Consider the following 26,070-nt stretch of genomic DNA (forward strand, 5'->3'; position numbering starts at 1 on the left):
ACGGCTGGGTCAGGCGGGCAGGCGGAAGTTCAGCGAGCGCAGCGCCGAGGGCGTGATGCCGCCGGACTTCTCCTGGTACATGATCGACAGGAAGTTGTCCTGCCGGATCCGGGTCTCGTCGATCACGACCTCGCCGAAGGCGTCGAGTCCGGCGCTCACCCCGTCGTAGAGCATCGCCCAGTCGGTGTGTCCCGAGGCCGCGGAGGCGGCGGCGATCCGGCAGTACGGGAAGATCGCGTAGGCGTTGTCGTACCTGTCGAGGATCAGCTTGGTGCGCTGGCTGGAGTCGAGCGGGACCGGGATCTCGGTCTTCCGCCAGGTGCCGGCGGCGGTCTTGCGGAGGTGGAAGGCGCGGCCGTTCCTGGTGCGGTCGGCGACGTAGTTCGTGGTGCACTGGCCGAAGCGGCCGGGGACGTAGGAGATGATCCCGTGCGGGCGGCCGGCGGAGTCGGTGAACTGGCTCTCCTGGTTCATCAGGGAGTGGTCCGGGTCGAGCGGGTCCACCACCAGGCCGCCGTCGGTGACGGAGACCTTGTCGGAGCTGCCGGTGACGCCGACCACGGTGCCGGCGTCGTTGCGCCAGGTGCGGCCGCGGTCGTCGGAGTAGACGTAGCCGGTGTCGTGGTTGGTGATGCCGCCGCCGGAGCACATCACGGCGCCGTTCTGCTCGCGCCAGGTGAACAGAGCGTGCAGCCGGCCGTCCGCGTCGTAGTCGATGCCGTGCAGGTACATGTTGCGGGCCGTGCTGGAGCCGTGCTCGCCGGTGTAGGTGCCGGTGGAGCCGGTCCACTCGCCCAGGTCGGTCCAGGAGGTGCCGTCGTACTCGGCGAGGGCGCACCGGCCGTTGCCCGAGACGTCGACGCGGTAGCTGAGCTGGAGCCTGCCCTCGGGCGTGGAGACGAACTGCGGGTAGGTGAACCGGGAGGTGAGGGCGAGCCCGTCGAGCGTGGACTGCGGGGCGCCGAAGCGGGCGGCGGTCCAGGTGAAGGCGCCCGGGTCGTCCATCAGCCCGGCGACGGACTTGACGTAGGTGAAGCCGTCGCTGTGCGAGTCCATGTTCAGGTGGAGCCGCCCGTCGGCCTTCGAGACGCCCATGGAGATGACGTTGTGGGAGTCGTCGTAGCGCAGGGTGTGGCCGACCTCGACGGTCTCCCAGGTGGAGGCGGGGAACCTGCGCCGGCCGACGACGGCGTTGCGGTCGGCGGTGTACCAGACGGCGTACTGGTGGCCGTTGTGGGTGAGCAGGCCGTTCTTCTGGAAGGAGTTGTTGTTGACCAGGCCGTCGTAGGACACGAAATACAGGGCATGGCTGTCGAGGAGGGTGCTGCCGGTCAGGGTGACCGACGGGCCGGGGGCGGCGGCGCGGGCGGTGCCGTCGGCGAGCGCGGGGCCGGCCGCGGCACCGGCGAGCGCGGCGCCCAGCAACGTACGTCTCTTCATCTCGGGTGACTCCGTCGTCGGCGAGGTGCGGGGAGGGGGGACGTGCGGTTCAGGCGAGGTGGAACACCTCGGTGAGGGGCTTCATGGCCTCGTCGGGCCGGGCGCCGTCCAGTGACTCGAAGAACGGCGCCATCTCGGCCTGCCAGCGGGTGTTGACGTCGGTGGCCTCCATGCCGGTCACGGCGGCCCGGAAGTCCTCGGTCTCCAGGTAGCCGACGAGCAGGCCGTCCTCGCGCAGGAACAGCGAGTAGTTGTGCCAGCCGGTGGCCCGCAGGGCGTCGAGCATCTCGGGCCACACGGCGGCGTGCCGTTCGCGGTACTCGTCGAGGCGGTCCGCCCGGACCTTCAGCAGGAAGCACACGCGCTGCATCAACAAACCCTCCGGGGACTAGAAGGACCAGAAGGACTAGAAGTCGAACTGGTCGATGTTCTTCGCGTCGAACACGGTCGGCTTGCCGAGGCTGATCACGCCGTCCTTGCCGATGGTGTACGTGGTGCCGTCGGCCTCGAAGGCCTCGCCCTCCTTGCCGGTGATCTGCCCGGAGACGAGGGCGACGGCGGCGCGGGCGGCGAGGTCGCCGAGCTTGGCCGGGTCCCACAGTTCGAAGGCGTCGACGGTGCCGTCCTTGACGTACTTGCGCATGTCGTTGGGGGTGCCGAGGCCGGTCAGCTTGACCTTGCCCTTGTAGGTGGAGCCCGACAGGTACTGGGCGGCGGCCTTGATGCCGACGGTGGTCGGGGAGATGATCCCCTTCAGGTTCGGGAACTGCTGGAGCAGGCCCTGGGTCTGCTGGAAGGACTGCTGGGCGTCGTCGTTGCCGTATGCGACCTTGACCAGCTTGACGTCCTTGTACTTCGGGTCCTTCAGCTCCTCCTTCATGTAGTCGATCCAGATGTTCTGGTTGGTCGCGGTCTGGGCGGCGGACAGGATCGCGATCTCGCCCTTGTAGCCGATCTGCTCGGCGAGCAGCTGCACCTCGGTGCGGCCGAGGTCCTCGGCGGACGCCTGGGAGACGAAGGCGTTGCGGCACTCGGGCTTGGTGTCGGAGTCGTAGGTGACGACCTTGATGCCGTTGCTCATGGCCTGCTTCAGCGCGGTGCACAGCGCGCCCGGGTCCTGCGCGGACACGGCGATCGCGTCGACCTGCTGCTGGGTGAGGGTGTTGACGTACGAGACCTGGCCGGAGGTGTCGGTCGCGCTGGACGGGCCGACCTCCTTGTAGCTGGAGCCCAGCTCCGTCAGGGCCTTCTCGCCGCCCTGGTCGGCGGAGGTGAAGTAGGGGTTGTTGACCTGCTTGGGCAGGAAGCCGACGGTGAGGCCCTTCTTCAGCTCGGCACCGGGGTCGGCGGTGGCCCCGGAGTTCGCCGCGCCGGTGCTCTCGTTCTTCACGTCCTCCTTGGTGGTGCCGCCGCAGGCGGTGGCGGCGAGGGCGAGGGAGGAGACGGCTGCGAGGGCCGCGCAGGCACGGCGGAGGGAGGACTGGCGCATGGCTGGGGTTCCTTCGGGACGAGGGGAGCTGAGCGAGGGGAGGGTCACGACGTGGACGTGGAGGCGGACGCGGCCTTGCGGCCGGCCCGGGCGACGTGGATCCGGCGCGCGACCCGGGGGCCGAGCACGGACAGGACGAGCAGGACGCCGGTGACGACGATCTGCGACTGGGCGGAGACGTCCTGGAGGCTCATCACGTTCTGGAGCGCTCCGAGGAGGAACACACCGGCGACGGCGCCGCCCAGCGTGCCTTTGCCGCCGTCGAAGTCGATGCCGCCGAGCAGCACAGCGGCGACGACGGAGAGTTCCAGGCCGGTCGCGTTGTCGTAGCGGGCGCTGGCGTAGTGCAGCGCCCAGAAGACGCCGGTCAGGGAGGCCATCAGACCGGTCGCGGTGAACAGGATCAGCTTGTGTCGCTTGACCCGGATGCCGGCGAACCGGGCCGCCTCCTCGTTGGCGCCGATGGCGAACAGCGACCGGCCGAACGGGGTGGCGTGCAGGGCGACGACGGCCAGGGCGAGCAGGACGAGGAAGGGCAGGAAGGCCTGGGGCAGGAAGCTGTCGCCGACGCGTCCGGACGCGAAGGTGAGGTACCGGGTGGGGAAGTCGGTGACGGCGTCCGAGCCGAGCACGATCTGCGCGATGCCCCGGTAGGCGGCGAGGGTGCCGATGGTGACGGCGAGGGAGGGCAGTCCGAGCCGGGTCACCAGCAGCCCGTTGACCAGGCCGCACACCACGCCGAGCAGCAGGCACAGCGGGATGATCGTCTCGATGGTCATGCCCTGGTTCCACAGGGCGCCCATCACGGCGCCGGACAGCCCGGCGGTGGAGGCGACGGAGAGGTCGATCTCACCGGAGACCACGAGCAGGGTCATCGGCAGGGCGATCAGCGCGATCGGCAGGGTGTTGCCGATCAGGAACGACAGGTTGAGGCCGTTGCCGAAGCCGTCGACGAAGCCGAAGGAGAGGAGGAGGACGACGATCAGGAGGGCGCCGACGACCGTGTCCCAGCGGACGGCGCGCGTCAGGGGCTCAGGCATGGCGGGCGTTCCTCTTCTTCAGGGCGGTGGCCACGCGCAGGGCGACGATCCGGTCGACCGCGATGGCGAGGACGAGCAGGATGCCGTTGATGGCGAGGACCCACACGGAGCTGACGCCGAGGGCGGGCAGCACGCTGTTGACGGAGGTCAGCAGCAGGGCGCCGAGAGCCGCCCCGTGGACGCTGCCGGAACCGCCGGTGAAGACGACGCCGCCGACGACGACCGCGCTGACGACGGTGAGTTCGTAGCCGTTGCCGGTGCTGGAGTCGACGTTGCCGAACCGGGCCAGGTAGAGCGCGCCGGCGAGGCCGGCGAGGCCGCCGCAGAAGGTGTACGCGGCGAGGATCCGCTTGCGTACGGGGATGCCGGCGAGCCGGGCGGCCTCCGGGTTGGAGCCGAGGGCGTAGAGTTCGCGGCCGCTGCGGTACTGCTTGAGGTAGGAGGCGGTGGCGACCAGGACGGCGAGGGCGAGCAGGGCGAGGTAGGGCACCGCTCCGATACCGCCGGAACCGAAGTCGACGAAGCCGCCGGGCAGGTCGGCCGCGGTGATCTGCCGGGAGCCGACCCAGATGGAGTCGATACCGCGGATGATGTAGAGCGTGCCGAGGGTGACGACGAGGGCGGGCACCTGCCCGAAGCTGACCAGTGCGCCGTTGAGGAGGCCGAAGCCGACGCCCAGCAGGACGGCGAGGAGGACCGCCACGACCGGGTCTCCGCCGTTGTCGAGGCAGAGGCCGGCGGCGAAGGCGCTGATGCCCAGCGTGGAGCCGACCGACAGGTCGACGTTGCGGGTGATGACGACCAGGGACTGACCGGTGGCGACGAGGACCAGGATGGTCGCGTTGAGCAGCAGGTCCTTGATGCCCTGGGCGGACAGGAAGTCGCTGTTGCCGGCCTGGGTGACGGCGATCATCACGAGGAACACGGCCAGGATGGCGAGTTCGCGCATCCTGAGGACGCAGTCGACGAGCCGGGTGCCGCCGGACTCGGCCGGTTCGGTCACGGGGGCCTCCTGGGGGGTGGTGGCCGTCATGCGGCCCTCCCGGTGGCTGCGGCCATCACGGTTTCCTCGGTGGCTTCGGAGCGGGAGATCTCGGCGGTGAGCCGGCCCTCGTGCATCACCAGCACGCGGTCGGCCATGCCGAGGATCTCGGGCAGGTCGGAGGAGATCATCAGGACGGCGACGCCGTCGGCGGCCAGTTGACCGAGCAGGCGGTGCACCTCGGCCTTGGTGCCGACGTCGATGCCGCGGGTGGGCTCGTCGACGATGAGCACCTTGGGGCCGGTGGCCAGCCACTTGGCGAGGACGACCTTCTGCTGGTTGCCGCCGGACAGGGTGGCGACGGTGTCGGCGATCCGGGCGTACTTGACCTGGAGTCTGACGGTCCAGTCGAGGGAGCGGCTGCGTTCGGCGCCGCGGTCCATCAGCCCGGCCCGGACGGTGGTACGGAGTCCGGTGAGACCGATGTTGCGTTCGATGGACATGTCCATCACCAGGCCCTGGGCGCGCCGGTCCTCGGGAACGAGGGCGATGCCCGCGGCCATGGCGGTGGAGGGTGCCCCGTTGGTCAGCCCGCGGCCCTCGACCTCCACTTCCCCGGCGTCCCAGCGGTCGATGCCGAACACGGCTCGGGCGACCTCGGTGCGTCCGGCGCCGACCAGGCCGGCGAGGCCGACGATCTCGCCGTGGCGGACGTCGAAGGAGACGTCGGTGAAGACGCCCTCCCTGGTCAGCCGGCGCACGCTGAGCGCCACCGGGCCGGGGGTGACGTCCTGCTTGGGGTAGAGCTCGTCGAGGTCACGGCCGACCATCCGGCGGACCAGGTCGTCCTCGGTCATGCCGGCGAGGGGTTCACTGGCGATCCGTGCCCCGTCGCGCAGGGTCGTCACCCGCCGGCCGATCTCGAAGATCTCCTCAAGCCGGTGGGAGATGAACAGCACCGCGGCGCCCTGGTCGCGCAGGGTGCGCACGACGCCGAAGAGGCGGGCCACCTCGCTGCCGGTGAGGGCGGCGGTCGGCTCGTCCATGATCAGCACGCGGGCGTCGAAGGAGAGCGCCTTGGCGATCTCCACGATCTGCTGGTCGGCGATGGACAGGCCGCGCGCGGGCCGGTCGGGGTCGAGGGCGACGCCGAGGCGGGCCATCAGGGCGGCGGTGGCGGCGTGGGTGGCCTTGTGGTCGATGCGGCCGAGCGATCGCCTGGGCTGCCGGCCCATGTAGATGTTCTCGGCGATCGACAGGTCGGGGAAGAGCGTGGGCTCCTGGTAGATCACGGCGATGCCGGCGTCGCGTGCGTCGCCGGGGCCGTGGAAGACGACGGGTTCGCCGTCGAGGAGCACCTGGCCGGCGTCCGGCCGGTGCACCCCGGCGAGCGTTTTGATCAGGGTCGACTTGCCCGCGCCGTTCTCTCCGGCGAGAGCGTGCACCTCGCCGGCGAACAGCTCCAGACAGACGCCTTTGAGGGCGCGTACGGCCCCGAACGACTTGGCGACGTCCTTGAGCGCCAGCACCGGGGCCGGTCCCGCGTCGGACGGGTGGGTCATGGAGGACTCCTCGACGGCGCCGGCGGCGGGGCCGACCGAACGCCGTGAAAGGTTTCAACGGGATGGCCGGGACGTTAGGCACGCCAGCCATGTCACGTCAATGGGTCCGCCTCGAAAAGTTTTCGATAGGCCAAGGTCACGCCTCGGTTACGGAGAGCTTCCCTGGACAGGGGGGTTGACACTCCCCCAGCAGCCTCATAGCTTCCCCTTCTGAATCGTTTCATAGAAAGCGTGACCGACCGATGCCACAGGAGCCGGAAGTGACCGACCTCGCCGCGGTGAAGGCCGCGCTCAAGACCCAGGCCGTCGAAACACCGTCGTGGGCGTACGGGAACTCGGGGACCCGGTTCAAGGTGTTCGCGCAGCCCGGTGTGCCGCGGACTCCGCAGGAGAAGCTGGCGGACGCCGCCAAGGTGCACGAGTTCACCGGGGTGGCGCCGACCGTGGCGCTGCACATCCCCTGGGACAGGGTGGACGGCGCCGACGGATACGCGCGGCTCGCGAAGTTCGCCGAGGAGCGGGGGGTGAAGCTGGGAGCGATCAACTCCAACACCTTCCAGGACGACGCGTACCGGCTGGGCAGCATCTGCCACCCGGACGCGGGGGTGCGGCGCAAGGCCGTCGGCCATCTGCTGGAGTGCGTCGACATCATGGACGCGACGGGCTCGCGCGACCTGAAGCTGTGGTTCGCGGACGGCACGAACTACCCCGGCCAGGACGATGTCCGCGCCCGGCAGGACCGGCTGACCGAGGGCCTGGCCCAGGTGTACGAGCGGCTCGGGGACGGGCAGCGGATGCTGCTGGAGTACAAGTTCTTCGAGCCGGCGTTCTACACCACCGACGTCCCGGACTGGGGCACGGCGTACGCGCACTGCCTGAAGCTGGGCGAGAAGGCGCAGGTCGTGGTGGACACCGGGCACCACGCGCCCGGCACCAACATCGAGTTCATCGTCGCCACGCTGCTGCGGGAGGGGAAGCTCGGCGGGTTCGACTTCAACTCGCGGTTCTACGCGGACGACGACCTCATGGTGGGGGCGGCGGACCCGTTCCAGCTGTTCCGGATCATGTACGAGGTGGTGCGCGGCGGCGGGCTCGGCCCGGACGTCGCCTTCATGCTCGACCAGTGCCACAACATCGAGGCGAAGATCCCCGCGATCATCCGGTCCGTGATGAACGTCCAGGAGGCCACCGCCAAGGCGCTGCTGGTGGACCGGGCGGCGCTCGGTGCCGCGCAGGCTTCCGGGGACGTGCTCGCGGCGAACGGGGTGCTGATGGACGCGTACAACACCGACGTGCGGCCGTTGCTCCGTGAGGTGCGGGAGGAGATGGGACTGGACCCCGAGCCGATGGCGGCGTACGCGCGGTCGGGGTGGGCCGAGCGGATCGTGGCCGAGCGGGTCGGTGGGGAGCAGGCCGGGTGGGGGGCGTAGGTCTGCCGGGTTCCGTCCGCCGCGGGGGCGGGTCGTTCGTGGTCGATCGCGCGTTTCCCCGCACCCCTGCCGAGCTCACCGTCTGTCGATAAGGAACTGGAATGGCTGTTCATCCTGAAGCCGCTGCCCTGCTCGCCCGGTCACACCGGCTCGGTGCCGATCCGCGCAACACCAACTACGCCGGCGGCAACGCCTCGGCGAAAGGTGTCGACACGGACCCGGTGACCGGCGGGGAAGTGGAACTGATGTGGGTCAAGGGGTCCGGCGGGGACCTCGGGACGCTGACCGAGGCGGGGCTGGCCGTGCTGCGGCTGGACCGGCTGCGGGCCCTGCGGGAGGTGTACCCGGGGGTGGAGCGCGAGGACGAGATGGTCGCCGCGTTCGACTACTGCCTGCACGGCAAGGGCGGAGCCGCGCCGTCCATCGACACCGCGATGCACGGGCTCGTGGACGCCGCGCACGTCGACCATCTGCACCCGGACTCCGGGATCGCGCTCGCCTGTGCGGCCGACGGGGAGAAGCTGACCGCCGAGTGCTTCGGCGACACCGTGGTGTGGGTGCCCTGGCGGCGGCCCGGATTCCAGCTGGGGCTGGACATCGCCGCCGTGAAGGTTGCGAACCCGCGGGCGATCGGGTGCGTCCTCGGCGGTCACGGCATCACCGCCTGGGGCGACACGGCCGAGGAGTGCGAGCGCAACTCGCTGCACATCATCCGGACCGCGGAGGCCTTCCTGGCGGAGAAGGGGAGGCCCGAACCCTTCGGACCCGTGGTCGAGGGGTACGGGGCGCTGCCCGCGGACGAACGGCGGGAGCGGGCCGCGGCCCTCGCCCCGTACGTCCGGGCGATCGCCTCGCAGGACCGGCCGCAGGTCGGGCACTTCACCGACTCCGACGTCGTCCTCGACTTCGTCGCCCGCGCCGAGCACCCCCGGCTCGCCGCGCTCGGCACCTCCTGCCCGGACCACTTCCTGCGCACCAAGGTGCGGCCGCTGGTGCTGGACCTGCCGCCGTCCGCGCCGCTGGAGGAGGCCGTGGCGCGGCTGAGGGAGCTGCACGCCGAGTACCGCGAGGAGTACGCCGCGTACTACGCGCGGCACGCCGGGCCGGACTCCCCCGCCATGCGCGGCGCCGACCCGGCGATCGTGCTGGTCCCGGGGGTCGGCATGTTCTCCTTCGGCAAGGACAAGCAGACCGCGCGGGTGGCCGGCGAGTTCTACGTCAACGCCGTCAACGTGATGCGCGGCGCCGAGGCCGTCTCGGCGTACGCGCCGATCGAGGAGGCCGAGAAGTTCCGGATCGAGTACTGGTCGCTGGAGGAGGCCAAGCTGCGGCGGCTGCCGCGGCCCAAGCCGCTGGCGACCCGGGTGGCGCTGGTCACCGGCGCGGGCAGCGGTATCGGCAGGGCCATCGCGCACCGGCTGGCCGCCGAGGGCGCGTGCGTCGTCGTCGCCGACCTGAACGGCGACGGCGCCGCCGCGGTCGCCGAGGAGCTGGGCGGCCCGGACAGGGCGGTCGCGGTGACCGTCGACGTCACCTCGGAGGAGCAGATCGCCGACGCCTTCAAGGCGGCCGTACTGGCCTTCGGCGGGGTCGACCTGGTGGTCAACAACGCCGGCATCTCCATCTCCAGGCCGCTGCTGGAGACGTCGGTCCGGGACTGGGACCTCCAGCACGACATCATGGCGCGCGGCTCCTTCCTGGTGTCGCGCGAGGCGGCCCGGGTGATGACCGCCCAGGGCCTCGGCGGCGACCTCGTCTACATCGCCTCGAAGAACGCCGTCTTCGCCGGCCCGAACAACATCGCGTACTCCGCCACCAAGGCCGACCAGGCCCACCAGGTGCGGCTGCTGGCCGCCGAGCTGGGTGAGCACGGCATCCGCGTCAACGGCGTCAACCCCGACGGCGTGGTGCGCGGGTCGGGGATCTTCGCCGGCGGCTGGGGCGCCCAGCGGGCGGCGACGTACGGGATAGAGGAGGAGAAGCTCGGCGAGTTCTACGCCCAGCGGACCATCCTCAAGCGCGAGGTGCTGCCCGAGCACGTGGCGAACGCGGTGTTCGCGCTCACCGGCGGGGACCTGACCCACACCACCGGGCTGCACATCCCGGTCGACGCCGGCGTCGCCGCCGCCTTCCTGCGGTGAGCGGCCGGGTGCGGGCCTGCGCCGCCGTCGACCTCGGCGCCTCCAGCGGGCGCGTGATGGTCGGGCGGGTGAGCCGCGACTCGCTGGAGCTGGTGGAGGCGCACCGGTTCGCCAACCGGCCGGTGCGGCTGCCGGAGGGGCTGCGGTGGGACGTCCTCGGCCTGTACGCGGGGGTGCTGGACGGGCTGCGCGCCGCCGGCCGGGTGGACTCCGTGGGCATCGACAGCTGGGCCGTGGACCACGGCCTGCTCGACGCCGACGGGACGCTGCTGGGCAACCCGGTGCACTACCGGGACTCCCGGACCGACGGTGTCCCGGAGAAGGTGTGGGCGAGCGTGCCGCCGGAGGAGCTGTACGCGGCGACCGGGCTGCAGTACGCGCCGTTCAACACGCTGTACCAGCTGGTGGCGGCCCGGGAGAGCGGGCAGCTCGGGCAGGCCCGGCGGGTCCTGCTGATCCCCGACCTGCTGTCGTACTGGCTCACCGGGGAGTACGGCACGGAGCTGACCAACGCCTCCACCACGCAGCTGGTCGACCCGCGCACCCGGGACTGGGCGTACGGCCTCGCCGCGCGGGCCGGCGTCGACCTGGACCTGTTCCCGCCGCTGCGGCTGCCCGGCGACCCGGCGGGGCTGCTGCGGCCCGGGGTGCTGGAGGAGACCGGGCTGACCGGTCCGGTGCCGGTGACGGCGGTCGCCTCGCACGACACCGCGTCGGCGGTCGCCGCCGTCCCGGCGGCCGGCGAGCGGTTCGCGTACATCTGCACCGGCACCTGGTCGCTGGCCGGTCTCGAACTGGCCGCGCCGGTGCTCACCGAGGAGAGCCGGGCCGCCAACTTCACCAACGAGCTGGGGCTGGACGGCACGGTCCGCTACCTGCGCAACATCATGGGCCTGTGGCTGCTCCAGGAGTGCGTACGGGCCTGGGGCGACCCGGACCTGGGCGGGCTGCTGCGGGAGGCGGCGGCGGTTCCGGCGCTACGGTCGGTGGTGGACGCGGGCGACGCCGCGTTCCTCGCGCCGGGCCGCATGCCGGAGCGGATCGCCGAGGCGTGCCGGGCGTCGGGGCAGCCCGTGCCGGAGGGCCGGGGCGAGATCACCCGCTGCATCCTGGACTCGCTGGCCCTGGCCCACCGCCGGGCCGTGGAGGACGCCCAGCGGCTCGCCGACCACCCGGTCGACGTGGTGCACATCGTCGGCGGCGGCGCCCGCAACGCGCTGCTGTGCCGGCTGACCGCCGACGCATGCGGGCTGCCGGTGGTGGCGGGCCCGGCGGAGGCGGCGGCGCTCGGCAACGTGCTGGTGCAGGCGCGGGCCCACGGCATCGTCGGCGACCTCGCCGGCACCCGCCGGCTGCTCGCCCGCACCCAGCCGCTGACCCGCTACGAGCCGCAGGGCGACCCGGCCCGCTGGCGGGAGGCCCAGGCCCGGCTCGCCGCCAGGTGACCCGCTGCCTGTCCCGGCCCCCGTGACCCCACTACGCTTTCCCATCCGCTGAACGACCCCGAGGAGCCGCGATGCGTGTCGCACTGTTCCTGACCTGTGTCAACGACACGCTCTATCCGGACACCGGCCGTGCCGTGGTGAAACTCCTGACCAGGCTGGGTGTCGAGGTCGACTTCCCGATGGCGCAGACGTGCTGCGGGCAGGCGCACTACAACACCGGCTACCGTCATGAGGCCGAGCCGCTGGCCCGGCATTTCTCCGACGTCTTCGGGGAGTACGAGGCGATCGTGACGCCGTCCGGGTCGTGCGGGGCGATGGTGCGGGAGCTGTATCCCCGGATGGGTGAGCGGGCCCGTGCCGAGGGCCGGGGCGACACGCTGGCGCGCACGCTGGCGCCGGTGGTGCCGAAGACGTACGAGCTGACGGAGTTCCTGGTGGACGTGTTGGGCGTGACCGACGTCGGCGCCCACTACCCGCACACGGTGACCTACCACCCCACCTGCCACGGGCTGCGCGGCCTGGGGCTCGGCGACCGGCCCCGGCGGCTGCTGGCGGCGGTGCGGGGGCTGGAGCTGGTGGAGCTGCCGGGTGCGGAGGAGTGCTGCGGGTTCGGCGGCACGTTCGCGGTGAAGAACCCGGACGTCTCGGCGGCGATGGGCACGGACAAGGTCCGCAGCGCCGAGTCGACGGGCGCGGAGGTGCTGTGCGCGGCCGACAACTCCTGTCTGATGCACATCGGCGGCACCCTGGCCCGGCTCGGGTCCTCGATGCGGCCGGTGCACCTTGCGGAGATCCTGGCGAGCACGGGGGAGGAGGCGGCCGTATGAGCGGGACGTACCTCGGGATGCCGGCGTTCCCGGTCGCGGCCCGGCGGGCCGTCGGCGACGCGACCCTGCGGGGCAATCTGCGGCACGCCACGCACACCATCCGCGCCAAGCGCGCCAAGGCAGTCGCCGAGGTGTCCGACTGGGCGGAGCTGCGGGAGGCGGGCAAGCGGATCAAGGACCACACGCTCCGCCACCTCGACCGGTATCTCGTGCGGTTGGAGGAGTCGGTCACGGCGGCGGGCGGTGTCGTCCACTGGGCGGCGGACGCCGACGAGGCCAACGAGATCGTGACCCGGCTGGTCAGGATGACCGGCGAGTCCGAAGTCGTGAAGGTCAAGTCGATGGCCACGCAGGAGATCGGGCTGAACGAGGCGCTGGAGGCGGCGGGCATCCGGGCCTACGAGACGGATCTCGCCGAACTGATCGTGCAGCTGGGCAGGGACAGGCCCTCCCACATCCTGGTCCCCGCCATCCACCGCAACCGGGGCGAGATCCGGGACATCTTCCGCGACGAGATGGGCGAGTGGGGCCGGCCCGCCCCGGACGGGCTCACCGACAGCCCGGCCGAACTCGCCGAGGCGGCCAGGCTGCACCTGAGGGAGAAGTTCCTGCGCGCCAAGGTCGGCATCTCGGGCGCCAACTTCATGGTCGCCGAGACCGGCACCATGGTGGTCGTGGAGTCCGAGGGCAACGGGCGGATGTGCCTCACCCTGCCCGAGACGCTGATCTCGGTCGTCGGCATCGAGAAGGTCGTCCCGACCTTCCGGGACCTGGAGGTGTTCCTGCAGACCCTGCCCCGCTCCTCCACCGCCGAGCGCATGAACCCGTACACCTCGACCTGGACCGGGACGACGGACGGCGACGGGCCGAGCGCCTTCCATCTGGTGCTGCTCGACAACGGCCGCACCGACACCCTCGCCGACGAGGTCGGCCGCCAGGCCCTGCGCTGCATCCGCTGCTCGGCGTGTCTGAACGTCTGCCCGGTGTACGAGCGGGCCGGCGGCCACGCCTACGGCTCGGTGTACCCGGGGCCGATCGGAGCCATCCTCAGCCCTCAACTGCGGGGCACGGGCAGCGAGATCGACGCCTCCCTGCCGTACGCGTCGAGTCTGTGCGGGGCCTGCTACGAGGTGTGCCCGGTGGCGATCGACATCCCCGAGGTCCTGGTGCATCTGCGCGAGCGGGTCGTGCAGGGCGGTCCGGTCACCCGGGACGGCAACAAGGTCGTCGTCAGGCCAGCCAAGGGGCATGCCGCCGAGCGGGCCGCGATGCGGGCGGCGCGCTGGGCGTTCGCCCGTCCCGGTGCCCTGCGTTCCGGGCAGCGGCTCGCCTCGCGCACCCGGCGCTTCCATCCGCGCTCGCTGCCGGGTCCCGGCCGGGCGTGGAGCGCGACCCGGGACCTTCCGGCGGTGCCGGCCGAGCCGTTCCGGGACTGGTGGCAGCGTACGCACGGCGGGAACCGCGACAAGGGGGCCGGCGAGTGAGCGGCAGGGAACGGGTGCTGGGCCGGGTGCGGCGCGCGCTGGCCGATGCGCGGGGCGAGGACGGGCCGGTCGAACGGGCGTATCTGCGCGAGCACGGCCGGCGGAGCGCCGCCGAGACGGTCGCGCTGCTGGCGGAGAACCTCGCGGACTACCGGGCGGTCGTCCACCGGTGCGCTCAGGCCGAACTGCCTACGCTGATCGGCCGATTGCTGACCGAGCGAGCGGCCGGGTCGGTGCTCGTGCCGCCCGGCCTGGATCAGTCGTGGCTGGCCGGGTCGGACATCGTGCGGGTCGCCGACCGCGCCGGGAGCACCCCGCACGAGCTGGATCGGGTGGACAGCGTGGTGACCGGCTGTGCGGTGGCCGTGGCGGAGACGGGAACCATCGTGCTGGACGGTTCGCCGGACCAGGGGCGCCGCCGGATCACCCTCGTCCCCGACCACCACATCTGTGTGGTGCGGGTGCCCGGCCAGGTGGTGTCCTGCGTGCCGCAGGCTCTCGAACGCCTGGATCCGGCCCGCCCGTTGACGTGGATCTCCGGTCCGTCGGCCACCAGCGACATCGAGCTGGACCGGGTGGAGGGGGTGCACGGCCCGCGCACCCTAGAGGTGGTGCTCGTCGACTGACCGCGCTCAGAGGTCGCGCGGCTCCAGGGGCTGGACGGCGGGTCCCTGCAGGACGTGCCCGTCGGGGGCGAACCGGGAGCCGTGGCAGGGGCACTCCCAGGCCCGTTCGGTCCGGTTGAAGGAGACCAGGCAGCCCAGGTGGGTGCAGCGCGCGGACACGGCGTGGAGGGCGCCGTCGTCGTCACGGTGCACGGCACGGCGCTCCCCGCCGACGCGGACGACGGCCCCGTCGCCGGGAGTGATCCGGTCCACCGACGACGGTCCGCCGGACGAGGGGAGCCGGTCCCCGACGAAGTGGCGGGCCGCGTCCGCCTGTTGCTTGAGGAAGGCGGTGCCCTCGCGGACGACGGAGGCGATCCGGCGCGGGTCGTACAGCTCGCCCCACGGGCAGGCGCGGCCGGTGATCAGGTCGCACAGCAGCCGGCCCGCCATGATGCCGGTGGCCAGGCCCCAGCCGCCGAAGCCGGTGGCGACGTAGACGCCCCGGGCGCCGGGGTGCAGGGGGCCGACGAGCGGCACGGAGTCGGTGGGGTCGTTGTCCTGGGTGGCCCAGCGGTGAGTGAAGGACAGCGGGCCGAACCGGTCCGTCGCCCAGGCGGCGAGCCGGTCGAAGCGCTCCGCCACGTCCTCTCCGGTTCCGGGGGTGAAGTGCTCACCGGTGACGATGAGCAGGCGGCCGCCGTCCGGGAGGGGCGCGGTGCGCAGCGAGCGGGTGTTCTGCTCGGGGGTGATGTACATGCCGCGGGGGGCGGCGGCCGGGTCGACGGGGGCGGCCACCACGAGTTCGCGGCGCGGGGAGAGCCGGGTGAACAGCAGCGCGCGGTCGAAGACGGGGTAGTGGGTGGCGACGACCACGTTCCGGGCGCGTACCTCGGTGCCGCCCGTGCCCGACGCGGTGGTCAGCACGCAGGGGTCGCCCTCGCTGAGGGCGGTGACCCGGGTGTGCTCGTGGATCGCGCCGCCGAGCCGGCGGATGTCGTCGGCGAGGGCGAGCAGGTACTTCACGGGGTGGAACTGGGCCTGTCCGGTGACGCGGACCGCGCCCGCGACGGGGAACGGCAGCTCGGTGTCGGTGACGAACTCGGCCGGCAGGCCGGCCTCTTCGGCGGCCGCCGCCTCCGCCCTCAGCTCGGGGATCCGGCCGGGGTCCTCGGCGTAGGTCCAGGCGGCGGTTTCCTCCCACTCGCAGTCCACGCCCAGCTCGGTGGCGGTTCCGGCGGCGTGGCGGATGGCGTCCGTCTGGGAGCGGGCGTAGAGCCGGGCGGCGTCGGGGCCGCGGGTGCGGCGCAGCCGGTCGTAGATCAGGGTGTGCTGGGCGCTCAGTTTGGCGGTGGTGTGCCCGGTGACGCCGGACGCGAGGCGGCCGGCCTCCAGGACGGCGACGGACCGGCCGCGCCGGGCCAGCTCCCACGCGGTGCTGATGCCGGCGACGCCCCCGCCGACGACGGCGACGTCCACGTCGAGGGGGCCCTCGGGGGGCGGCGCGGGGTCGGTCGGCGGCGCCGTCCGCAGCCAGTGGGAGCCGTACAGGTGGTCCGGTGCGCGCATGCGGTCCGGGTGCCCAGGCCGGTGCGGGTCACACGGGGCGCGGCCCGGCCCCGCCGGTGCGGCGGGGCCGGGAGCGGGGCTCGATCGCCCGGGCCTGATGTGTCACGGGCTGGGCGGTGTGTCCCGCCGCGGGTCTGTCCCCGGTCACCGGTTGGGCCGGGCGACGCTGATGTCCCCGAGGGCGGATTCCGGGTCGCGTTCCATGGCCAGGTCGCCGAGGGAGACGATGCCGACCGGCCGTCCGTCCTCGACGACCGGGATCCGGCGCACGGCGTGCTCGCGCATCAGGCCAACGGCCTGGTCGACGTCCTGGTCGGGGGTGATGGTGACGAGGTCGTCGCTGCAGGTGCGGACCACGGTCGTGTCGTCGGGGTCCCAGCCCTCGGCGAGGGCGCGCACCACGAGGTCGCGGTCGCTGACCACGCCGCGCAGCTCGTCCTGGTCGGTGACCAGGACGGCGCCGATGTTCTCGTCCCGCATCAGACGGGCCACGTCGGTCACCGAGGTCTGCGGTTCCACGGTCACCGGCGTCGCGGTCATGATGTCCCGTACGTGCTGGGTCACTGCGTGCCTCCTTGCCGTCCGGCGGTGGCCGTCACCGCCGTTCGGCGGCCGGGTACCCGGTGTCCCCGTCGTACTCGTGGCGGGCCCGCTCCACCTTGGGCAGGTTCTCCTCGGCCCAGGTGGCGAGGTGGGCGAAGAGCGGGGCGAGGCTGAGGCCGAGTGCGCTGATCTCGTACTCGACGCGGGGCGGGACCTCCGGGTGGTAGGTGCGCACCACCAGGCCGTCCCGCTCCAGCTGCCGAAGGCGCTGGGTGAGCACTTTGGGCGTGATGGCGGGGATCCGCCGCTGCAGTTCGACGAAGCGCTGCCGGCCGTGCGTGTGGAGCGTCCACAGCACGGGGGTGGTCCAGCGGCTGAAGACGATGTCCACCACGGGCGAGACGGGGCAGGCCAGTTGGGGGTCGGCGGCGGGTGCGGCGGGCTTCGCTCGGGCGGTCGGCATGGGCTGCGCATCCCCTCTGGAAAGTCACTTTCCTCTAGGTACCTACTATACCGACGCTGTTAGCGTCCTCGACGAACACACCGATTCTTTGCGGGGAGTTACTCATGATCGTGGTGACGGGGGCGACGGGGAACGTCGGCCGTGAGCTGGTGCGGGTCCTCTCGGCGGCGGGTGAGCGGGTGATCGCCACCTCGCGGGGCGTCTCGGAGCGGGACGTGCCGAAGGGGGTTCGGGCCGTACGGGCCGACCTGACGGACGCCGGGAGCCTGCGACCGGCGCTCGACGGCGCCCGGGCCCTGTTCCTGCAGAACGGCGGGGCGAGCGCCCCTCTCATCAGCCCGCGGGACATCCTCGACGCGGCGAAGGCCGGCGGGGTCGAGCGGGTGGTGCTGCTGTCGTCGCAGGGCGTGGTGACCCGCCCGGAGTCGGCGTCGCACGGCCGGCTGGCCCGGGGCATCGAGGACACGGTGCGGGACTCGGGCCTGGACTGGACGCTCCTGCGGCCGGGGGGCTTCCACTCCAACGCCTTCGCCTGGGCGGAGCCGGTGCGCGCGCACCGTACGGTCTCGGCGCCCTTCGGGGACGTGGGCCTGCCCACCGTCGACCCGGCGGACATCGCCGAGGTGGGCGCCGCGGCGCTGCGCGAGGACGGCCACACCGGCCGGATCTACGAACTGACCGGCCCGGCGGCGACCACTCCGAGGCAGCGGGTCCGGGCCCTGGCCGACGCGATCGGCGAGCCGGTCCGGTTCGTCGAGCAGACCCGCAAGGAGGCGCGGGAGCAGATGCTCGCCTTCCTGCCCGAGCCGGTGGCCGACACCACCCTCGACATCCTGGGCGATCCGACACCGCGGGAGCGGCGGATCAGCCCCGACGTCGAACGGGTCCTGGGCCGGGCGCCCCGGGACTTCGCGCAGTGGGCGCGGCGGAACGCGGCCGCGTTCCGCTGACGGCCCCGCGCCCGGCGCAGGGGCGTGACAGAAGAGCTGAACAAGCGCTTAGATAGTGACCCGGTCGCCCTGCCGGGCGGCCGGTCGCCGTCGTGCCCTCACCCTCGGGAGGCCCCGTTGTTCACGTCCGTCGACGACGTCCGCGCACGCCTCGCCGCGACCGGTTATCTGGCTTCCCCCGGGGTCGCCACGACCGTGTTCCTCGCCGACCGGCTGGGCAAGCCGCTGCTGGTGGAGGGCCCGGCCGGCGTCGGGAAGACCGAACTCGCCAAGGCGGTCGCCCAGGTGGCGGGCGCCCGGCTGATCCGGCTGCAGTGTTACGAGGGGGTCGACGAGTCCCGCGCGCTGTACGAGTGGAACCACGCCAAGCAGTTGCTGCGGATCAGCGCGGGGCGGGACCAGAGCTGGGACGAGACCCGCACGGACATCTTCACCGAGGAGTTCCTGCTGCCCCGCCCGCTCCTGACGGCCATCCGCGGGGACGATCCCAAGGTGCTGCTGATCGACGAGACCGACAAGGCGGACGTCGAGATGGAGGGCCTGCTGCTGGAGATCCTCAGCGATTTCCAGGTCACCGTGCCCGAACTGGGCACCGTCACCGCTGCCCGCCGTCCCTTCGTGGTGCTCACGTCCAACGCCGGCCGTGAGCTGTCGGAGGCCCTGCGCCGCCGCTGCCTCTTCCTGCACATCGGCTTCCCGGACGAGGAACTGGAGCGCAGGATCGTCCGGTTGAAGGTGCCCGGCATCGACGCCGCGCTGGCCGCGTCCGTGGTGCGGGTGGTCGGCGCGCTTCGGGCGATGGACCTGAGGAAGCTGCCCTCGGTCGCCGAGACCGTCGACTGGGCGCGCACCCTGCTGGCGCTGGGCGCCGACACCCTCGACGAGGGTGTCGTCCGGGACAGCCTGGGCGTCCTCCTCAAGCACCAGGAGGACGTCCTCAAGGCCGCCGCCAAGCTGGATCTGGACGCGCTGTGACCGACGCGGCGGACCACGCGCGGGATCCGGGCCCGTCGGGGGACACCACGGCGCGGCTGACCGGCTTCGTCGCCGCGCTGCGCGCCCACGGCCTGCGGATCGGCACCGCCGAGACCGTCGACGCGGCGCGAGCGGCGGCCGAGCTGGGGTTCGACGACCGCACGCTGCTGCGCGAGGGGCTGGCCGCCACGCTGCTGCACACGCTCGGCGGGCGGCAGTTGTTCGACGCGGTCTTCGACCTGTACTTCCCGACCGCGGTCGGCGGGCCGGCCGGGCAGTCGGCCGGCCGGGACGACCTGCGTGACCGCCTCGCCGCGGCCCTCGCCGCGGACGACACCGCGCTGCTGCGCCGGCTGGCCGTCGAGGCGGTCGACGGTTTCGGCGGCTACGGCGGTTCGCCGGGCGGGGACGGCTGGTCGTCCCACCAGACCCTGGAGCGGCTGCGCCCGCAGACGTTGCTGGCGCGGGTGCGCGACGACGTCCGTGCCCACGGCGGTGCTCCGGGGTTCGCGGACCGGGTGCTGGAGGACGAGATCCGGCGGCGCGTCGAGGCCTTCCGAACGCTGGTGGCGGCCGAGGCGCGGCGCCGGGTCGCCGAGCGGCGGGGCCGGGAGGAGATCGCCCGGCGAGCCGTCGCGCCGACCGCCGACCGGGTCGACTTCCTCTACGCGGGCCGCGACCGGCTGGCCGAACTGCGCCGGACCGTGCAGCCGTTGGCGCGCAAGCTGGCCACCCGGCTGACCGCACGCCGGCGCCGGGCCGCCCGCGGCAGCATCGATCTGCGCCGCACCCTGCGCGGTTCGCTGTCGACCGGCGGAGTGCCGGTCCGGCCGGTGCTGCGCAGGCGCAGGCCCGCGCGGCCCGAGCTGGTGCTGCTGTGCGACGTCTCGGGCTCGGTCTCGGGCTTCTCCGACTTCACGATGCTGCTGGTGCAGGCGCTGCACGACCAGTTCGCCAAGGTCCGCGTGTTCGCCTTCGTCAACCGGGTCGACGAGGTGACCGGCCTGCTGCGGCGCGGCACGGCGGACCCGGCGGGCCTCAGCGGCCGGATCCACGCCGAGGCGGCCGTCGCCTCCTGGCATGGCAGCAGCGACTACGGCATGGCGTTCGGCGAGTTCGCCGAGCGCCACATCACGGCGCTGACCTCCCGTACGACGGTGTTCGTCCTCGGCGACGCCCGCACCAACCACGCCGACCCGAACCTGCCGGCTGTGCGGGAGATCGCCCGGCGGGCCCGCCGGGTCCACTGGCTCAACCCGGAGCCCCGCGCCCAGTGGGGCACCGGCGACTCCGTCGCGCCGGAGTACGCGGAAGTCGTCGCCATGCACGAGTGCCGCAACGCCCGCCGGCTCGGCGAGATCGTGAGCCGTCTGCTGCCGGTCTGACGCCGGGCACTGCGGGGAGCCGAACCCTGGGGAACCTCCCCGACACCGTTACCGTCGGCCGGGCCGCTCGCCTACGCTCCGTGGAGAGCGAGGCCGCCCCGGGCGCTGCGGCATCTGGAGACCGATCACGCGCGGGGGAAGCTCGTCGTCACCGTGTGAGCGCGCACCGCCCGTTCAGCCGTCCGTGGCCTTCGCGTACTCCTTCGCCATGGTCCCCGCGAAGTCGTGCACGACGACCTGCTCGTCGCCCACGACCCAGGCGTCGTGCCCGGGCGGGCACACGAAGACGTCACCGGGGCCGACCTCGCTCTCCGCGCCGTCGTCCATGCGGATGCGCATCCGGCCCTGGACCATGTAGCCGTTGTGGTGGACCTGGCAACTGGCCGTGCCGGCGATCGGTCCGACCGACTCCGACCAGCGCCAGCCCGGTTCGAAGGTCGCCACGGCGAAGTCCAGACCGGTGAGGTGGACGGCCTCCAGATGGCCGCGGGGGAAGTCCCGCCGCTCGTCGGGCTTGTCGAGCGTCTTCACTTCCAGCATGACGCTCCTCCTTCCGGCCGGTGCCGCGCACCGAGGGTGCCTCTTACCCCCTCATCGTGCGTCCGTCCACCCGGGGCCGCCATTCGGCGGGGCGGTCAGCGTCCGCGCAGGTCGGCGAAGCGTTCGGCGTCGACGTTCCCGCCGGACAGGATCAGCCCGGTCCGGGGCGGAAGCGGACCGGCCCGCCCGGTGAGGACGGCGGCGAGCGGCGTGGCGCCGCTCGGCTCCAGGACGATCTTCAGCCGCTCGAAGGCGAACCGCATGGCGTCCCGGATCTCGTCGTCGCTCACCAGCACGACGGCGTCGACGAGCCGCCGGTTGACCGAGAAGGTCAGCTCGCCGGGGGTGGCAAGGGCCTGGCCGTCGGCGATGGTGCGCGGGACGTCGACGGCGACGCGCCGGCCGGCCTCCAGGGACCGCTTGGTGTCGTCGCCGGCCTCGGGCTCGACCCCGATGATCCGGGTGTCCGGCCGCAGGCCCTTCGCGGCGGTGGCGCTGCCGGCGATCAGTCCGCCGCCGCCGACGGGTACCACCAGCGCGTCCAGCTCACCGGCCTCGTCGAGGAGTTCGAGGGCGCAGGTGCCCTGCCCGGCCATGACGTGCGGGTGTTCGTACGGCGGGATCAGGGCGAGGCCGCGTTCGGCGGCGAGGGCCTCGCCGATGGCGACGCGGTCCTCGGTGTAGCGGTCGTAGGTGACGATCTCGGCGCCGTAGCCTGCGGTCGCCGCGCGCTTGGCGGGCGGGGCGTCCTCGGGCATGACGATCACGGCGGTGCTGCCGAGTTCCCGGGCGGCCAGCGCGACAGCCTGGGCGTGGTTGCCGGAGGAGTAGGCGGCGATGCCCCGGGCGAGTTGCCCGGGGGTGAGGCGGGAGGCCGCGTTGTAGGCGCCGCGGAACTTGAAGGCGCCCGCCCGCTGGAAGTTCTCGCACTTGAGGAAGAGCTCGGCGCCGGCCCGTGCGTCGAGGGTGCGTGAGCGCAGTACGGGTGTGCGGTGGGCGACGCCTTCGAGCCGCCCGGCCGCGTCGCGGATGTCGGCGAGAGTGATCGGCGGGGTGGTCACGGGAGGGCTCCCTCGGTGTCGTCGGCGGCGGCCGCTCTGGCCTGGGCGAGATAGTGGTAGGCGGAGGCGCGGGAGATGCCGAGGCGGGCGGCGACCTGTTCCACCGAGCGGCGCACGGCGAAGACGCCGTGCGTGTCGAGACCGCGGAACAGGGCGATCCGCTCTGCGCGGTCCAGGGCGGTCCAGGCCCGGTCGTGCGGCGAGAGGTGCCGGTCGAGCAGGGCGTCGACGACCGAGTCGATGTCGTCGCCGAAGGTCGTCTCGGGCGCGTCGGCGGCCCGGTCGGCGGCGCCGGCCAGCGAGCCGAGGAGGGAGCGGGCCCGGTCCAGGGCGGTGACGTCGACATTGACGCACAGGGCTCCGAAGACGGTGCCGGAGGAGTCGCGCAACACCATGGTCGATGCCTTGACCAGGTCTCCGCGGGGGGTGCGGGTGAGGTAGTTGAGCTCGTCGGCGGCCGTGTCGCCGCGGGCGAGGACCCGCATCCCGATCTCGCTCATCGCACCGCCGACCGCGCGCCCGGTCACCGATCCGGCGACGGCGACGACGGACGCCTCCGGCCGCCGGTAGTCGTGGAGCACGACTTCGCACAGTGGTCCGAACGTCGCGGCGATCCCTTCGACGACCGGCCGTACAGCGGCGAGGATCGCGTCACGCTCGGCTTCCCGCGCCATGCGCTCCCCCTTTCCGACCCACGGGGCTGCCCGTTCACACCCACTGGACTTTCTGTCTGATGATCGGACTGTACGTCCAGCAGGCGTGCACGGCAAGGGGCGACCGAACTGGCGACCGAGGGAAGTCTCCTCCGCGCGTGCCGTTCCGGACGCCGTCGCGCAGGGACGGGTGGATCAAGAGCTGATACGACCAATTGCCGCTTGCCTACGATGTATTGTCGGTCGCGCCGGTCCACGGCGCGGTGCGGATCTGGGGGAAACAGATGCAACCTGGCGAACAGCTGTCCACGTCGATCGATGCCACGGTCCCCACGGCCGCGCGCATGTACGACCACTACTTGGGCGGCAAGGACAACTACGCGGCCGACCGGGCCGCCTGCGAGGAGCTGGACAAGGTCGTCCCCAGCACCCGCGCCCTGGCGCTGAACAACCGGCGCTTCCTGCAGCGGGTGGTGCGCACGCTCACCCAGGAGTACGGCATCCGGCAGTTCCTCGACCACGGCTCCGGCCTGCCCACCCAGGACAACGTCCACCAGGTGGCACAGCGGATCGACCCGAGCGCCCACGTCGTCTACGTCGACAACGACCCGATGGTGCTCGTGCACGGCCGTGCCCTGCTGGAGCAGGACGAGCGGACCACTGTGATCCACGCCGACCTGCGGGACACCGAGGCCGTCTTCGAGCACGAGGAGACCCGTCGGCTGATCGACTTCGACCAGCCGGTGGCGGTGCTGTTCAACTCGGTCTTCCACTGCATCCCGGACAGCGACACCGACGGCCCCCGGGCCGTGATCCGCCGGGTCACCGAGCGCCTCGCACCGGGCAGCTACCTGCTGATGTGCCAGCTGGTCAGCGACGACCCGAAGGTGCGGGAGTTCGTCACGGACTTCATGGACAAGGCGACCCAGGGCCACTGGGGCCGGGTGCGCGAGGAGAAGGACGTCGCCGAGTGGTTCACCGGCATGGACGTCCTGGAGCCGGGGCTGGTGGAGGTGTCCACCTGGCGCCCGGACACGGAGGTGGCGCCCCGTCAGGCCACACAGGAATGGATCGAGTTCGGCGGTGTGGGCCGGCTCAGGTAGCCGGCCCCGGTCGGCGTGTGGGCCGGCGCAGGTAGCCGGCCCCCGGTCACGGGAGCGGGTAGCGCCGGTCCCGGGTCTCCTCGATGAGCGCCAGCGACTCACGGGGGTCGAGCGCCTCGTCGGCCAGCCGGTCCAGGGTGACCCGGTACTCCTCCGTCTCGTCCCGGTCCTCCAGGAACGTGGCGCTCCTGATCTGTTCCAGATACACCACGTCGGGCAGATCGGAGCCGCCGAAGCGCAGATAGGTGAGCGGGAAGCCCGGCGCCGAGGCGTGGGTGACGTCCAGCGGCACGACCTGCACGGTCACTTGCGCGCTGCGCGCCTTCGCCAGCAGATGGTCGAGCTGCTCCCGCATCACCTCCGGTCCGCCGAGGACCCGCAGCAGCACGGACTCGTCGACGACCGCCCACAGTTGCGGTGCGTCCTCGCGCTCCAGCAGCCGGCTGCGGCGCGTGCGCAGTTCCACCCGCCGCTCCACCTCGCGCGCGGGCGCGCTGGGCAGCCCGCGCTTGACGACCGCACGGGTGTAGGCGGGCGTCTGCAACAGGCCCGGCACGTACTGGGTCTCGTAGGTGCGGATCGCGGTCGCCGCCTCCTGCAGTCCGACCAGCCGGTCGAACCACTCGGGCATCAGCCGCTTGTCGTACCGCTGCCACCAGCCGGGCTCGCCGGCCCTGCGCAGCAACCGCAGGAGCACCGACGCCTCGTACTCGTCGGTGCCGTACAGATCCAGCAGCGCCCGCACATCGGCCTCGACCGGGGGCTTGCGGCCTTTTCCGGCCTCGATGCGCGAGAGTTTGGCCGGGCTGAACCCGAGGGCACGCGCCGCCTGGTCCTGAGCCAGGCCGGCATCCTCGCGGATGCCCGCCAACTGCACGCCGACCAGCATCTTCAACAGCGTCGGGGCGGGCTCCGCACGGTCCAGATAAGGTTCGAGGCGGGTGACGCGAGGTGACTCGGCGGACATCCTGACTCCCCATGAACCGGCTGACGGCGACACCTCATTGTGGCACCGGTCCGCCGAAAGCACCGCACCGGACGTTGCCTGACTGCGAGTCAACTACGGACTCACACCAGGTGGTCGAACTCCCCGCCCTTCGCACCGGCCAGGAACGCGGCCAGTTCGGCCGGGGTGTAGACCAGGGCCGGGCCCTCGGGGTCGCGCGAGTTGCGCAGCGCGACGTCTCCCCCGGTCAGCAGGGCGATCTCGACGCAGTTGCCCTCGGCGTTGCTGTGACTGCTCTTCGTCCAGCGAACCCCCAGGGAACTCGCCGGCACTCCGTTGCGCACTGACGGCATCGCACTCTCCTCACTCGTGGCGCAATTTCTCGTGAAATTGCACGAGGCCATCGACTCCGTGGATAATAGCGGTGCCGTCAACCGCCTTTCGGCGCCCCGTCCTGACGTCGCCTCAGGGAGATGCCGTGTCATCACCTGCGCAGTTCCGGAGCCAGGAGTCCGCAGAGGACTCGCCGAGAACAGCCACGCTGCACATCACGGGCACCCGCGAGGGGTTCGCCGAAGCTCGTGACTTCACCCACCGCACCCTGGACCGCTGGGAGCTCGGCCGGTGCGCCGAGGACGCGGTCACCGTGGTCACGGAGCTGGCCGCCAACGCCGTGCTGCACGCCCTGCCTGACGTCACGCCGGGCGTCGCCGACGTGCGGCTGCGGCTCAGCCTGCGCAGCTCCCACCTGGTGTGCGCGGTCACCGACCAGAGCGACACGCCGCCCGTGTACCCGTACCCGGAGGAGTCGCTGCTGGAGCACGGGCGGGGGCTGCACATCGTCGAGGCGCTGTCGGAGCACTGGGGCTGGACCCGGCGCTCCCCGCTGGGCAAGACCGTCTGGGCCATGCTGCCGACCCGGCCCCGGCCGGCATGAGCGGCCGACCGGGGGCCCTCGCCGGGCTCGCACTGGTGCCCTGGCCCGAGATCAAGGACTCCACCGGCTCGGCCGCCGGGATCCCGTACCTGCTGGCCGACGTGGCCCGGGGCGACGAGGCCGCCGCCACCGGCGCGCTCGACCAGCTGCGGGCGCGCATCTGCCAGTACGGCTTCGTGGTGGACCAGGCGACCGCCGCGACGGTGCCCTTCCTGTGGGAGCTGGTCCAGCTGCCACAGGTTCCCTGCCGGGCGCGGATACTGCGTCTGCTCAAGGACATCGCCGACGCCCGCCAGTGGGAGACGACCGCTGCGAGCTATCCCAAGCTGCTGCGCCACCGCGACAACTACGTCGAGTGGGAGCGGGCGGCCCGCCGGGCGGTGCGCGCCCAGCGCGGCGTGCTCGACCGGCTGCCCGCCGAACCGGACCCCGACATCGCCCGCGCGCGAGCGGAACTCGCGGCGACCATCGGCGGCTGACGCCGAGGCGCCCGACCTCGC

Annotated in this window: 26 protein-coding genes; 12 read left to right on the top strand and 14 right to left on the bottom strand. The window is 72.4% G+C overall.

Features of this window, described 5'->3' with window-relative positions; translation table 11 throughout:
* Positions 1-9: 9 nt before the first annotated feature.
* Genes AC3ET3_RS30100 through AC3ET3_RS30125 form a run of 6 tightly spaced genes read right to left on the bottom strand, consistent with a single transcriptional unit; the run spans position 10 to position 6,513 of the window.
* Complete coding sequence (locus AC3ET3_RS30100) at positions 10-1,440, bottom strand: BNR repeat-containing protein (protein ID WP_435613232.1); 1,431 nt, start codon at positions 1,438-1,440, stop codon at positions 10-12.
* Between the two features lie 49 nt (positions 1,441-1,489).
* Positions 1,490-1,810 (bottom strand): L-rhamnose mutarotase, encoded by a 321-nt coding sequence (locus AC3ET3_RS30105; protein ID WP_435613233.1) that lies wholly within the window; start codon positions 1,808-1,810, stop codon positions 1,490-1,492.
* Between the two features lie 36 nt (positions 1,811-1,846).
* On the bottom strand, positions 1,847-2,929 hold the full coding sequence (gene rhaS / locus AC3ET3_RS30110) for a rhamnose ABC transporter substrate-binding protein (RefSeq protein WP_435613234.1): 1,083 nt from the start codon (positions 2,927-2,929) through the stop codon (positions 1,847-1,849).
* A 44-nt stretch (positions 2,930-2,973) separates the two neighbouring features.
* Positions 2,974-3,969, bottom strand: a complete 996-nt coding sequence (locus AC3ET3_RS30115) for an ABC transporter permease (RefSeq protein WP_435613235.1) — start codon at positions 3,967-3,969, stop codon at positions 2,974-2,976.
* Positions 3,962-5,002 carry an ABC transporter permease gene (locus tag AC3ET3_RS30120; RefSeq protein WP_435613236.1) on the bottom strand — a complete coding sequence of 347 codons (1,041 nt, stop codon included), beginning with the start codon at positions 5,000-5,002 and terminating at the stop codon, positions 3,962-3,964. The genes AC3ET3_RS30115 and AC3ET3_RS30120 overlap by 8 nt, the downstream gene beginning before the upstream one ends.
* The gene (locus AC3ET3_RS30125) at positions 4,999-6,513 is read right to left on the bottom strand and encodes a sugar ABC transporter ATP-binding protein (protein ID WP_432155262.1); all 1,515 of its coding nucleotides are present in this window, start codon (positions 6,511-6,513) and stop codon (positions 4,999-5,001) included. The genes AC3ET3_RS30120 and AC3ET3_RS30125 overlap by 4 nt, the downstream gene beginning before the upstream one ends.
* 260 nt (positions 6,514-6,773) lie before the next feature.
* Between AC3ET3_RS30125 and rhaI the strand changes: the two genes are divergently transcribed.
* From rhaI to AC3ET3_RS30155, 6 genes are all read left to right on the top strand, one after another.
* Entirely contained in the window at positions 6,774-7,943 is a 1,170-nt protein-coding gene (gene rhaI / locus AC3ET3_RS30130) for an L-rhamnose isomerase (protein WP_435613237.1), read from the top strand.
* A 101-nt stretch (positions 7,944-8,044) separates the two neighbouring features.
* Positions 8,045-10,084 carry a bifunctional aldolase/short-chain dehydrogenase gene (locus AC3ET3_RS30135; RefSeq protein ID WP_435613238.1) on the top strand — a complete coding sequence of 680 codons (2,040 nt, stop codon included), beginning with the start codon at positions 8,045-8,047 and terminating at the stop codon, positions 10,082-10,084.
* Positions 10,085-10,092: 8 nt separating this feature from the next.
* Positions 10,093-11,529, top strand: coding sequence for a rhamnulokinase (locus AC3ET3_RS30140; RefSeq protein WP_432138205.1), 1,437 nt, complete (start codon positions 10,093-10,095; stop codon positions 11,527-11,529).
* A 71-nt stretch (positions 11,530-11,600) separates the two neighbouring features.
* Positions 11,601-12,356 carry a (Fe-S)-binding protein gene (locus AC3ET3_RS30145; RefSeq protein WP_432155264.1) on the top strand — a complete coding sequence of 252 codons (756 nt, stop codon included), beginning with the start codon at positions 11,601-11,603 and terminating at the stop codon, positions 12,354-12,356.
* Positions 12,353-13,840 (top strand): LutB/LldF family L-lactate oxidation iron-sulfur protein, encoded by a 1,488-nt coding sequence (locus AC3ET3_RS30150; protein WP_435613239.1) that lies wholly within the window; start codon positions 12,353-12,355, stop codon positions 13,838-13,840. The genes AC3ET3_RS30145 and AC3ET3_RS30150 overlap by 4 nt, the downstream gene beginning before the upstream one ends.
* Positions 13,837-14,466: a LutC/YkgG family protein gene (locus tag AC3ET3_RS30155; RefSeq protein WP_435613240.1), complete on the top strand. Its 630-nt coding sequence runs from the start codon at positions 13,837-13,839 to the stop codon at positions 14,464-14,466. Before AC3ET3_RS30150 ends, AC3ET3_RS30155 begins: the two co-directional genes overlap by 4 nt.
* 6 nt (positions 14,467-14,472) lie before the next feature.
* Here AC3ET3_RS30155 and AC3ET3_RS30160 read toward each other — a convergent pair whose 3' ends face one another.
* The 3 genes from AC3ET3_RS30160 to AC3ET3_RS30170 all read right to left on the bottom strand — a co-directional run bounded on the left by AC3ET3_RS30160 (position 14,473) and on the right by AC3ET3_RS30170 (position 17,020).
* Positions 14,473-16,014, bottom strand: coding sequence for an FAD-dependent oxidoreductase (locus AC3ET3_RS30160; RefSeq protein ID WP_435613241.1), 1,542 nt, complete (start codon positions 16,012-16,014; stop codon positions 14,473-14,475).
* A gap of 144 nt (positions 16,015-16,158) precedes the next feature.
* Complete coding sequence (locus AC3ET3_RS30165; RefSeq protein ID WP_432138174.1) at positions 16,159-16,578, bottom strand: CBS domain-containing protein; 420 nt, start codon at positions 16,576-16,578, stop codon at positions 16,159-16,161.
* A gap of 31 nt (positions 16,579-16,609) precedes the next feature.
* A complete protein-coding gene (locus AC3ET3_RS30170) occupies positions 16,610-17,020 on the bottom strand; it encodes a winged helix-turn-helix transcriptional regulator (protein WP_432138173.1) in 411 nt (136 codons plus the stop codon).
* 104 nt (positions 17,021-17,124) lie between these two features.
* Here AC3ET3_RS30170 and AC3ET3_RS30175 point away from each other — a divergent pair, with 104 nt between their 5' ends.
* The 3 genes from AC3ET3_RS30175 to AC3ET3_RS30185 all read left to right on the top strand — a co-directional run bounded on the left by AC3ET3_RS30175 (position 17,125) and on the right by AC3ET3_RS30185 (position 20,330).
* Positions 17,125-17,970, top strand: coding sequence for an NAD(P)H-binding protein (locus AC3ET3_RS30175; protein WP_435613242.1), 846 nt, complete (start codon positions 17,125-17,127; stop codon positions 17,968-17,970).
* A 117-nt stretch (positions 17,971-18,087) separates the two neighbouring features.
* Positions 18,088-18,945 carry an AAA family ATPase gene (locus AC3ET3_RS30180; protein ID WP_432138171.1) on the top strand — a complete coding sequence of 286 codons (858 nt, stop codon included), beginning with the start codon at positions 18,088-18,090 and terminating at the stop codon, positions 18,943-18,945.
* Positions 18,942-20,330 carry a VWA domain-containing protein gene (locus tag AC3ET3_RS30185; RefSeq protein ID WP_435613243.1) on the top strand — a complete coding sequence of 463 codons (1,389 nt, stop codon included), beginning with the start codon at positions 18,942-18,944 and terminating at the stop codon, positions 20,328-20,330. The genes AC3ET3_RS30180 and AC3ET3_RS30185 overlap by 4 nt, the downstream gene beginning before the upstream one ends.
* Before the next feature lie 174 nt (positions 20,331-20,504).
* Here the strand turns inward: AC3ET3_RS30185 and AC3ET3_RS30190 are convergent, their stop codons facing one another.
* The 3 genes from AC3ET3_RS30190 to AC3ET3_RS30200 all read right to left on the bottom strand — a co-directional run bounded on the left by AC3ET3_RS30190 (position 20,505) and on the right by AC3ET3_RS30200 (position 22,605).
* A complete protein-coding gene (locus tag AC3ET3_RS30190) occupies positions 20,505-20,870 on the bottom strand; it encodes a cupin domain-containing protein (protein ID WP_432138169.1) in 366 nt (121 codons plus the stop codon).
* Between the two features lie 95 nt (positions 20,871-20,965).
* Positions 20,966-21,931: a pyridoxal-phosphate dependent enzyme gene (locus AC3ET3_RS30195; protein ID WP_435613244.1), complete on the bottom strand. Its 966-nt coding sequence runs from the start codon at positions 21,929-21,931 to the stop codon at positions 20,966-20,968.
* Entirely contained in the window at positions 21,928-22,605 is a 678-nt protein-coding gene (locus AC3ET3_RS30200) for a helix-turn-helix transcriptional regulator (protein ID WP_432155270.1), read from the bottom strand. The genes AC3ET3_RS30195 and AC3ET3_RS30200 overlap by 4 nt, the downstream gene beginning before the upstream one ends.
* A 263-nt stretch (positions 22,606-22,868) precedes the next feature.
* Between AC3ET3_RS30200 and AC3ET3_RS30205 the strand changes: the two genes are divergently transcribed.
* Complete coding sequence (locus AC3ET3_RS30205) at positions 22,869-23,687, top strand: SAM-dependent methyltransferase (protein WP_432138166.1); 819 nt, start codon at positions 22,869-22,871, stop codon at positions 23,685-23,687.
* A gap of 46 nt (positions 23,688-23,733) precedes the next feature.
* On the opposite strand, the gene AC3ET3_RS30210 is transcribed toward AC3ET3_RS30205, so the two are convergent.
* A complete protein-coding gene (locus AC3ET3_RS30210) occupies positions 23,734-24,654 on the bottom strand; it encodes a helix-turn-helix domain-containing protein (RefSeq protein WP_432138165.1) in 921 nt (306 codons plus the stop codon).
* Positions 24,655-24,755: 101 nt separating this feature from the next.
* Positions 24,756-24,986 carry a DUF397 domain-containing protein gene (locus AC3ET3_RS30215; protein WP_432138164.1) on the bottom strand — a complete coding sequence of 77 codons (231 nt, stop codon included), beginning with the start codon at positions 24,984-24,986 and terminating at the stop codon, positions 24,756-24,758.
* A 125-nt stretch (positions 24,987-25,111) separates the two neighbouring features.
* On the opposite strand from AC3ET3_RS30215, the gene AC3ET3_RS30220 reads away from it, so the two are divergent.
* Together AC3ET3_RS30220 and AC3ET3_RS30225 are read left to right on the top strand one after the other, a co-directional pair.
* Complete coding sequence (locus AC3ET3_RS30220) at positions 25,112-25,570, top strand: ATP-binding protein (protein ID WP_432138163.1); 459 nt, start codon at positions 25,112-25,114, stop codon at positions 25,568-25,570.
* Positions 25,567-26,049 carry a hypothetical protein gene (locus AC3ET3_RS30225; protein ID WP_435613245.1) on the top strand — a complete coding sequence of 161 codons (483 nt, stop codon included), beginning with the start codon at positions 25,567-25,569 and terminating at the stop codon, positions 26,047-26,049. The genes AC3ET3_RS30220 and AC3ET3_RS30225 overlap by 4 nt, the downstream gene beginning before the upstream one ends.
* Positions 26,050-26,070: the final 21 nt, after the last annotated feature.

This window comes from Streptomyces sp. bgisy159 (assembly GCF_057707805.1).

Coding starts and splice junctions, on each gene's coding strand:
- AC3ET3_RS30100 (WP_435613232.1), bottom strand. CDS start 1,440: ATGAAGAGACGTACGTTGCTGGGCGCCGCGCTCGCCGGTGCCGCGGCC.
- AC3ET3_RS30205 (WP_432138166.1), top strand. CDS start 22,869: ATGCAACCTGGCGAACAGCTGTCCACGTCGATCGATGCCACGGTCCCC.
- AC3ET3_RS30120 (WP_435613236.1), bottom strand. CDS start 5,002: ATGACGGCCACCACCCCCCAGGAGGCCCCCGTGACCGAACCGGCCGAG.
- AC3ET3_RS30190 (WP_432138169.1), bottom strand. CDS start 20,870: ATGCTGGAAGTGAAGACGCTCGACAAGCCCGACGAGCGGCGGGACTTC.
- AC3ET3_RS30115 (WP_435613235.1), bottom strand. CDS start 3,969: ATGCCTGAGCCCCTGACGCGCGCCGTCCGCTGGGACACGGTCGTCGGC.
- AC3ET3_RS30145 (WP_432155264.1), top strand. CDS start 11,601: ATGCGTGTCGCACTGTTCCTGACCTGTGTCAACGACACGCTCTATCCG.
- AC3ET3_RS30135 (WP_435613238.1), top strand. CDS start 8,045: ATGGCTGTTCATCCTGAAGCCGCTGCCCTGCTCGCCCGGTCACACCGG.
- AC3ET3_RS30215 (WP_432138164.1), bottom strand. CDS start 24,986: ATGCCGTCAGTGCGCAACGGAGTGCCGGCGAGTTCCCTGGGGGTTCGC.
- AC3ET3_RS30125 (WP_432155262.1), bottom strand. CDS start 6,513: ATGACCCACCCGTCCGACGCGGGACCGGCCCCGGTGCTGGCGCTCAAG.
- rhaS (WP_435613234.1), bottom strand. CDS start 2,929: ATGCGCCAGTCCTCCCTCCGCCGTGCCTGCGCGGCCCTCGCAGCCGTC.
- AC3ET3_RS30170 (WP_432138173.1), bottom strand. CDS start 17,020: ATGCCGACCGCCCGAGCGAAGCCCGCCGCACCCGCCGCCGACCCCCAA.
- AC3ET3_RS30160 (WP_435613241.1), bottom strand. CDS start 16,014: ATGCGCGCACCGGACCACCTGTACGGCTCCCACTGGCTGCGGACGGCG.
- AC3ET3_RS30200 (WP_432155270.1), bottom strand. CDS start 22,605: ATGGCGCGGGAAGCCGAGCGTGACGCGATCCTCGCCGCTGTACGGCCG.
- AC3ET3_RS30210 (WP_432138165.1), bottom strand. CDS start 24,654: ATGTCCGCCGAGTCACCTCGCGTCACCCGCCTCGAACCTTATCTGGAC.
- AC3ET3_RS30225 (WP_435613245.1), top strand. CDS start 25,567: ATGAGCGGCCGACCGGGGGCCCTCGCCGGGCTCGCACTGGTGCCCTGG.
- AC3ET3_RS30105 (WP_435613233.1), bottom strand. CDS start 1,810: ATGCAGCGCGTGTGCTTCCTGCTGAAGGTCCGGGCGGACCGCCTCGAC.
- AC3ET3_RS30150 (WP_435613239.1), top strand. CDS start 12,353: ATGAGCGGGACGTACCTCGGGATGCCGGCGTTCCCGGTCGCGGCCCGG.
- AC3ET3_RS30175 (WP_435613242.1), top strand. CDS start 17,125: ATGATCGTGGTGACGGGGGCGACGGGGAACGTCGGCCGTGAGCTGGTG.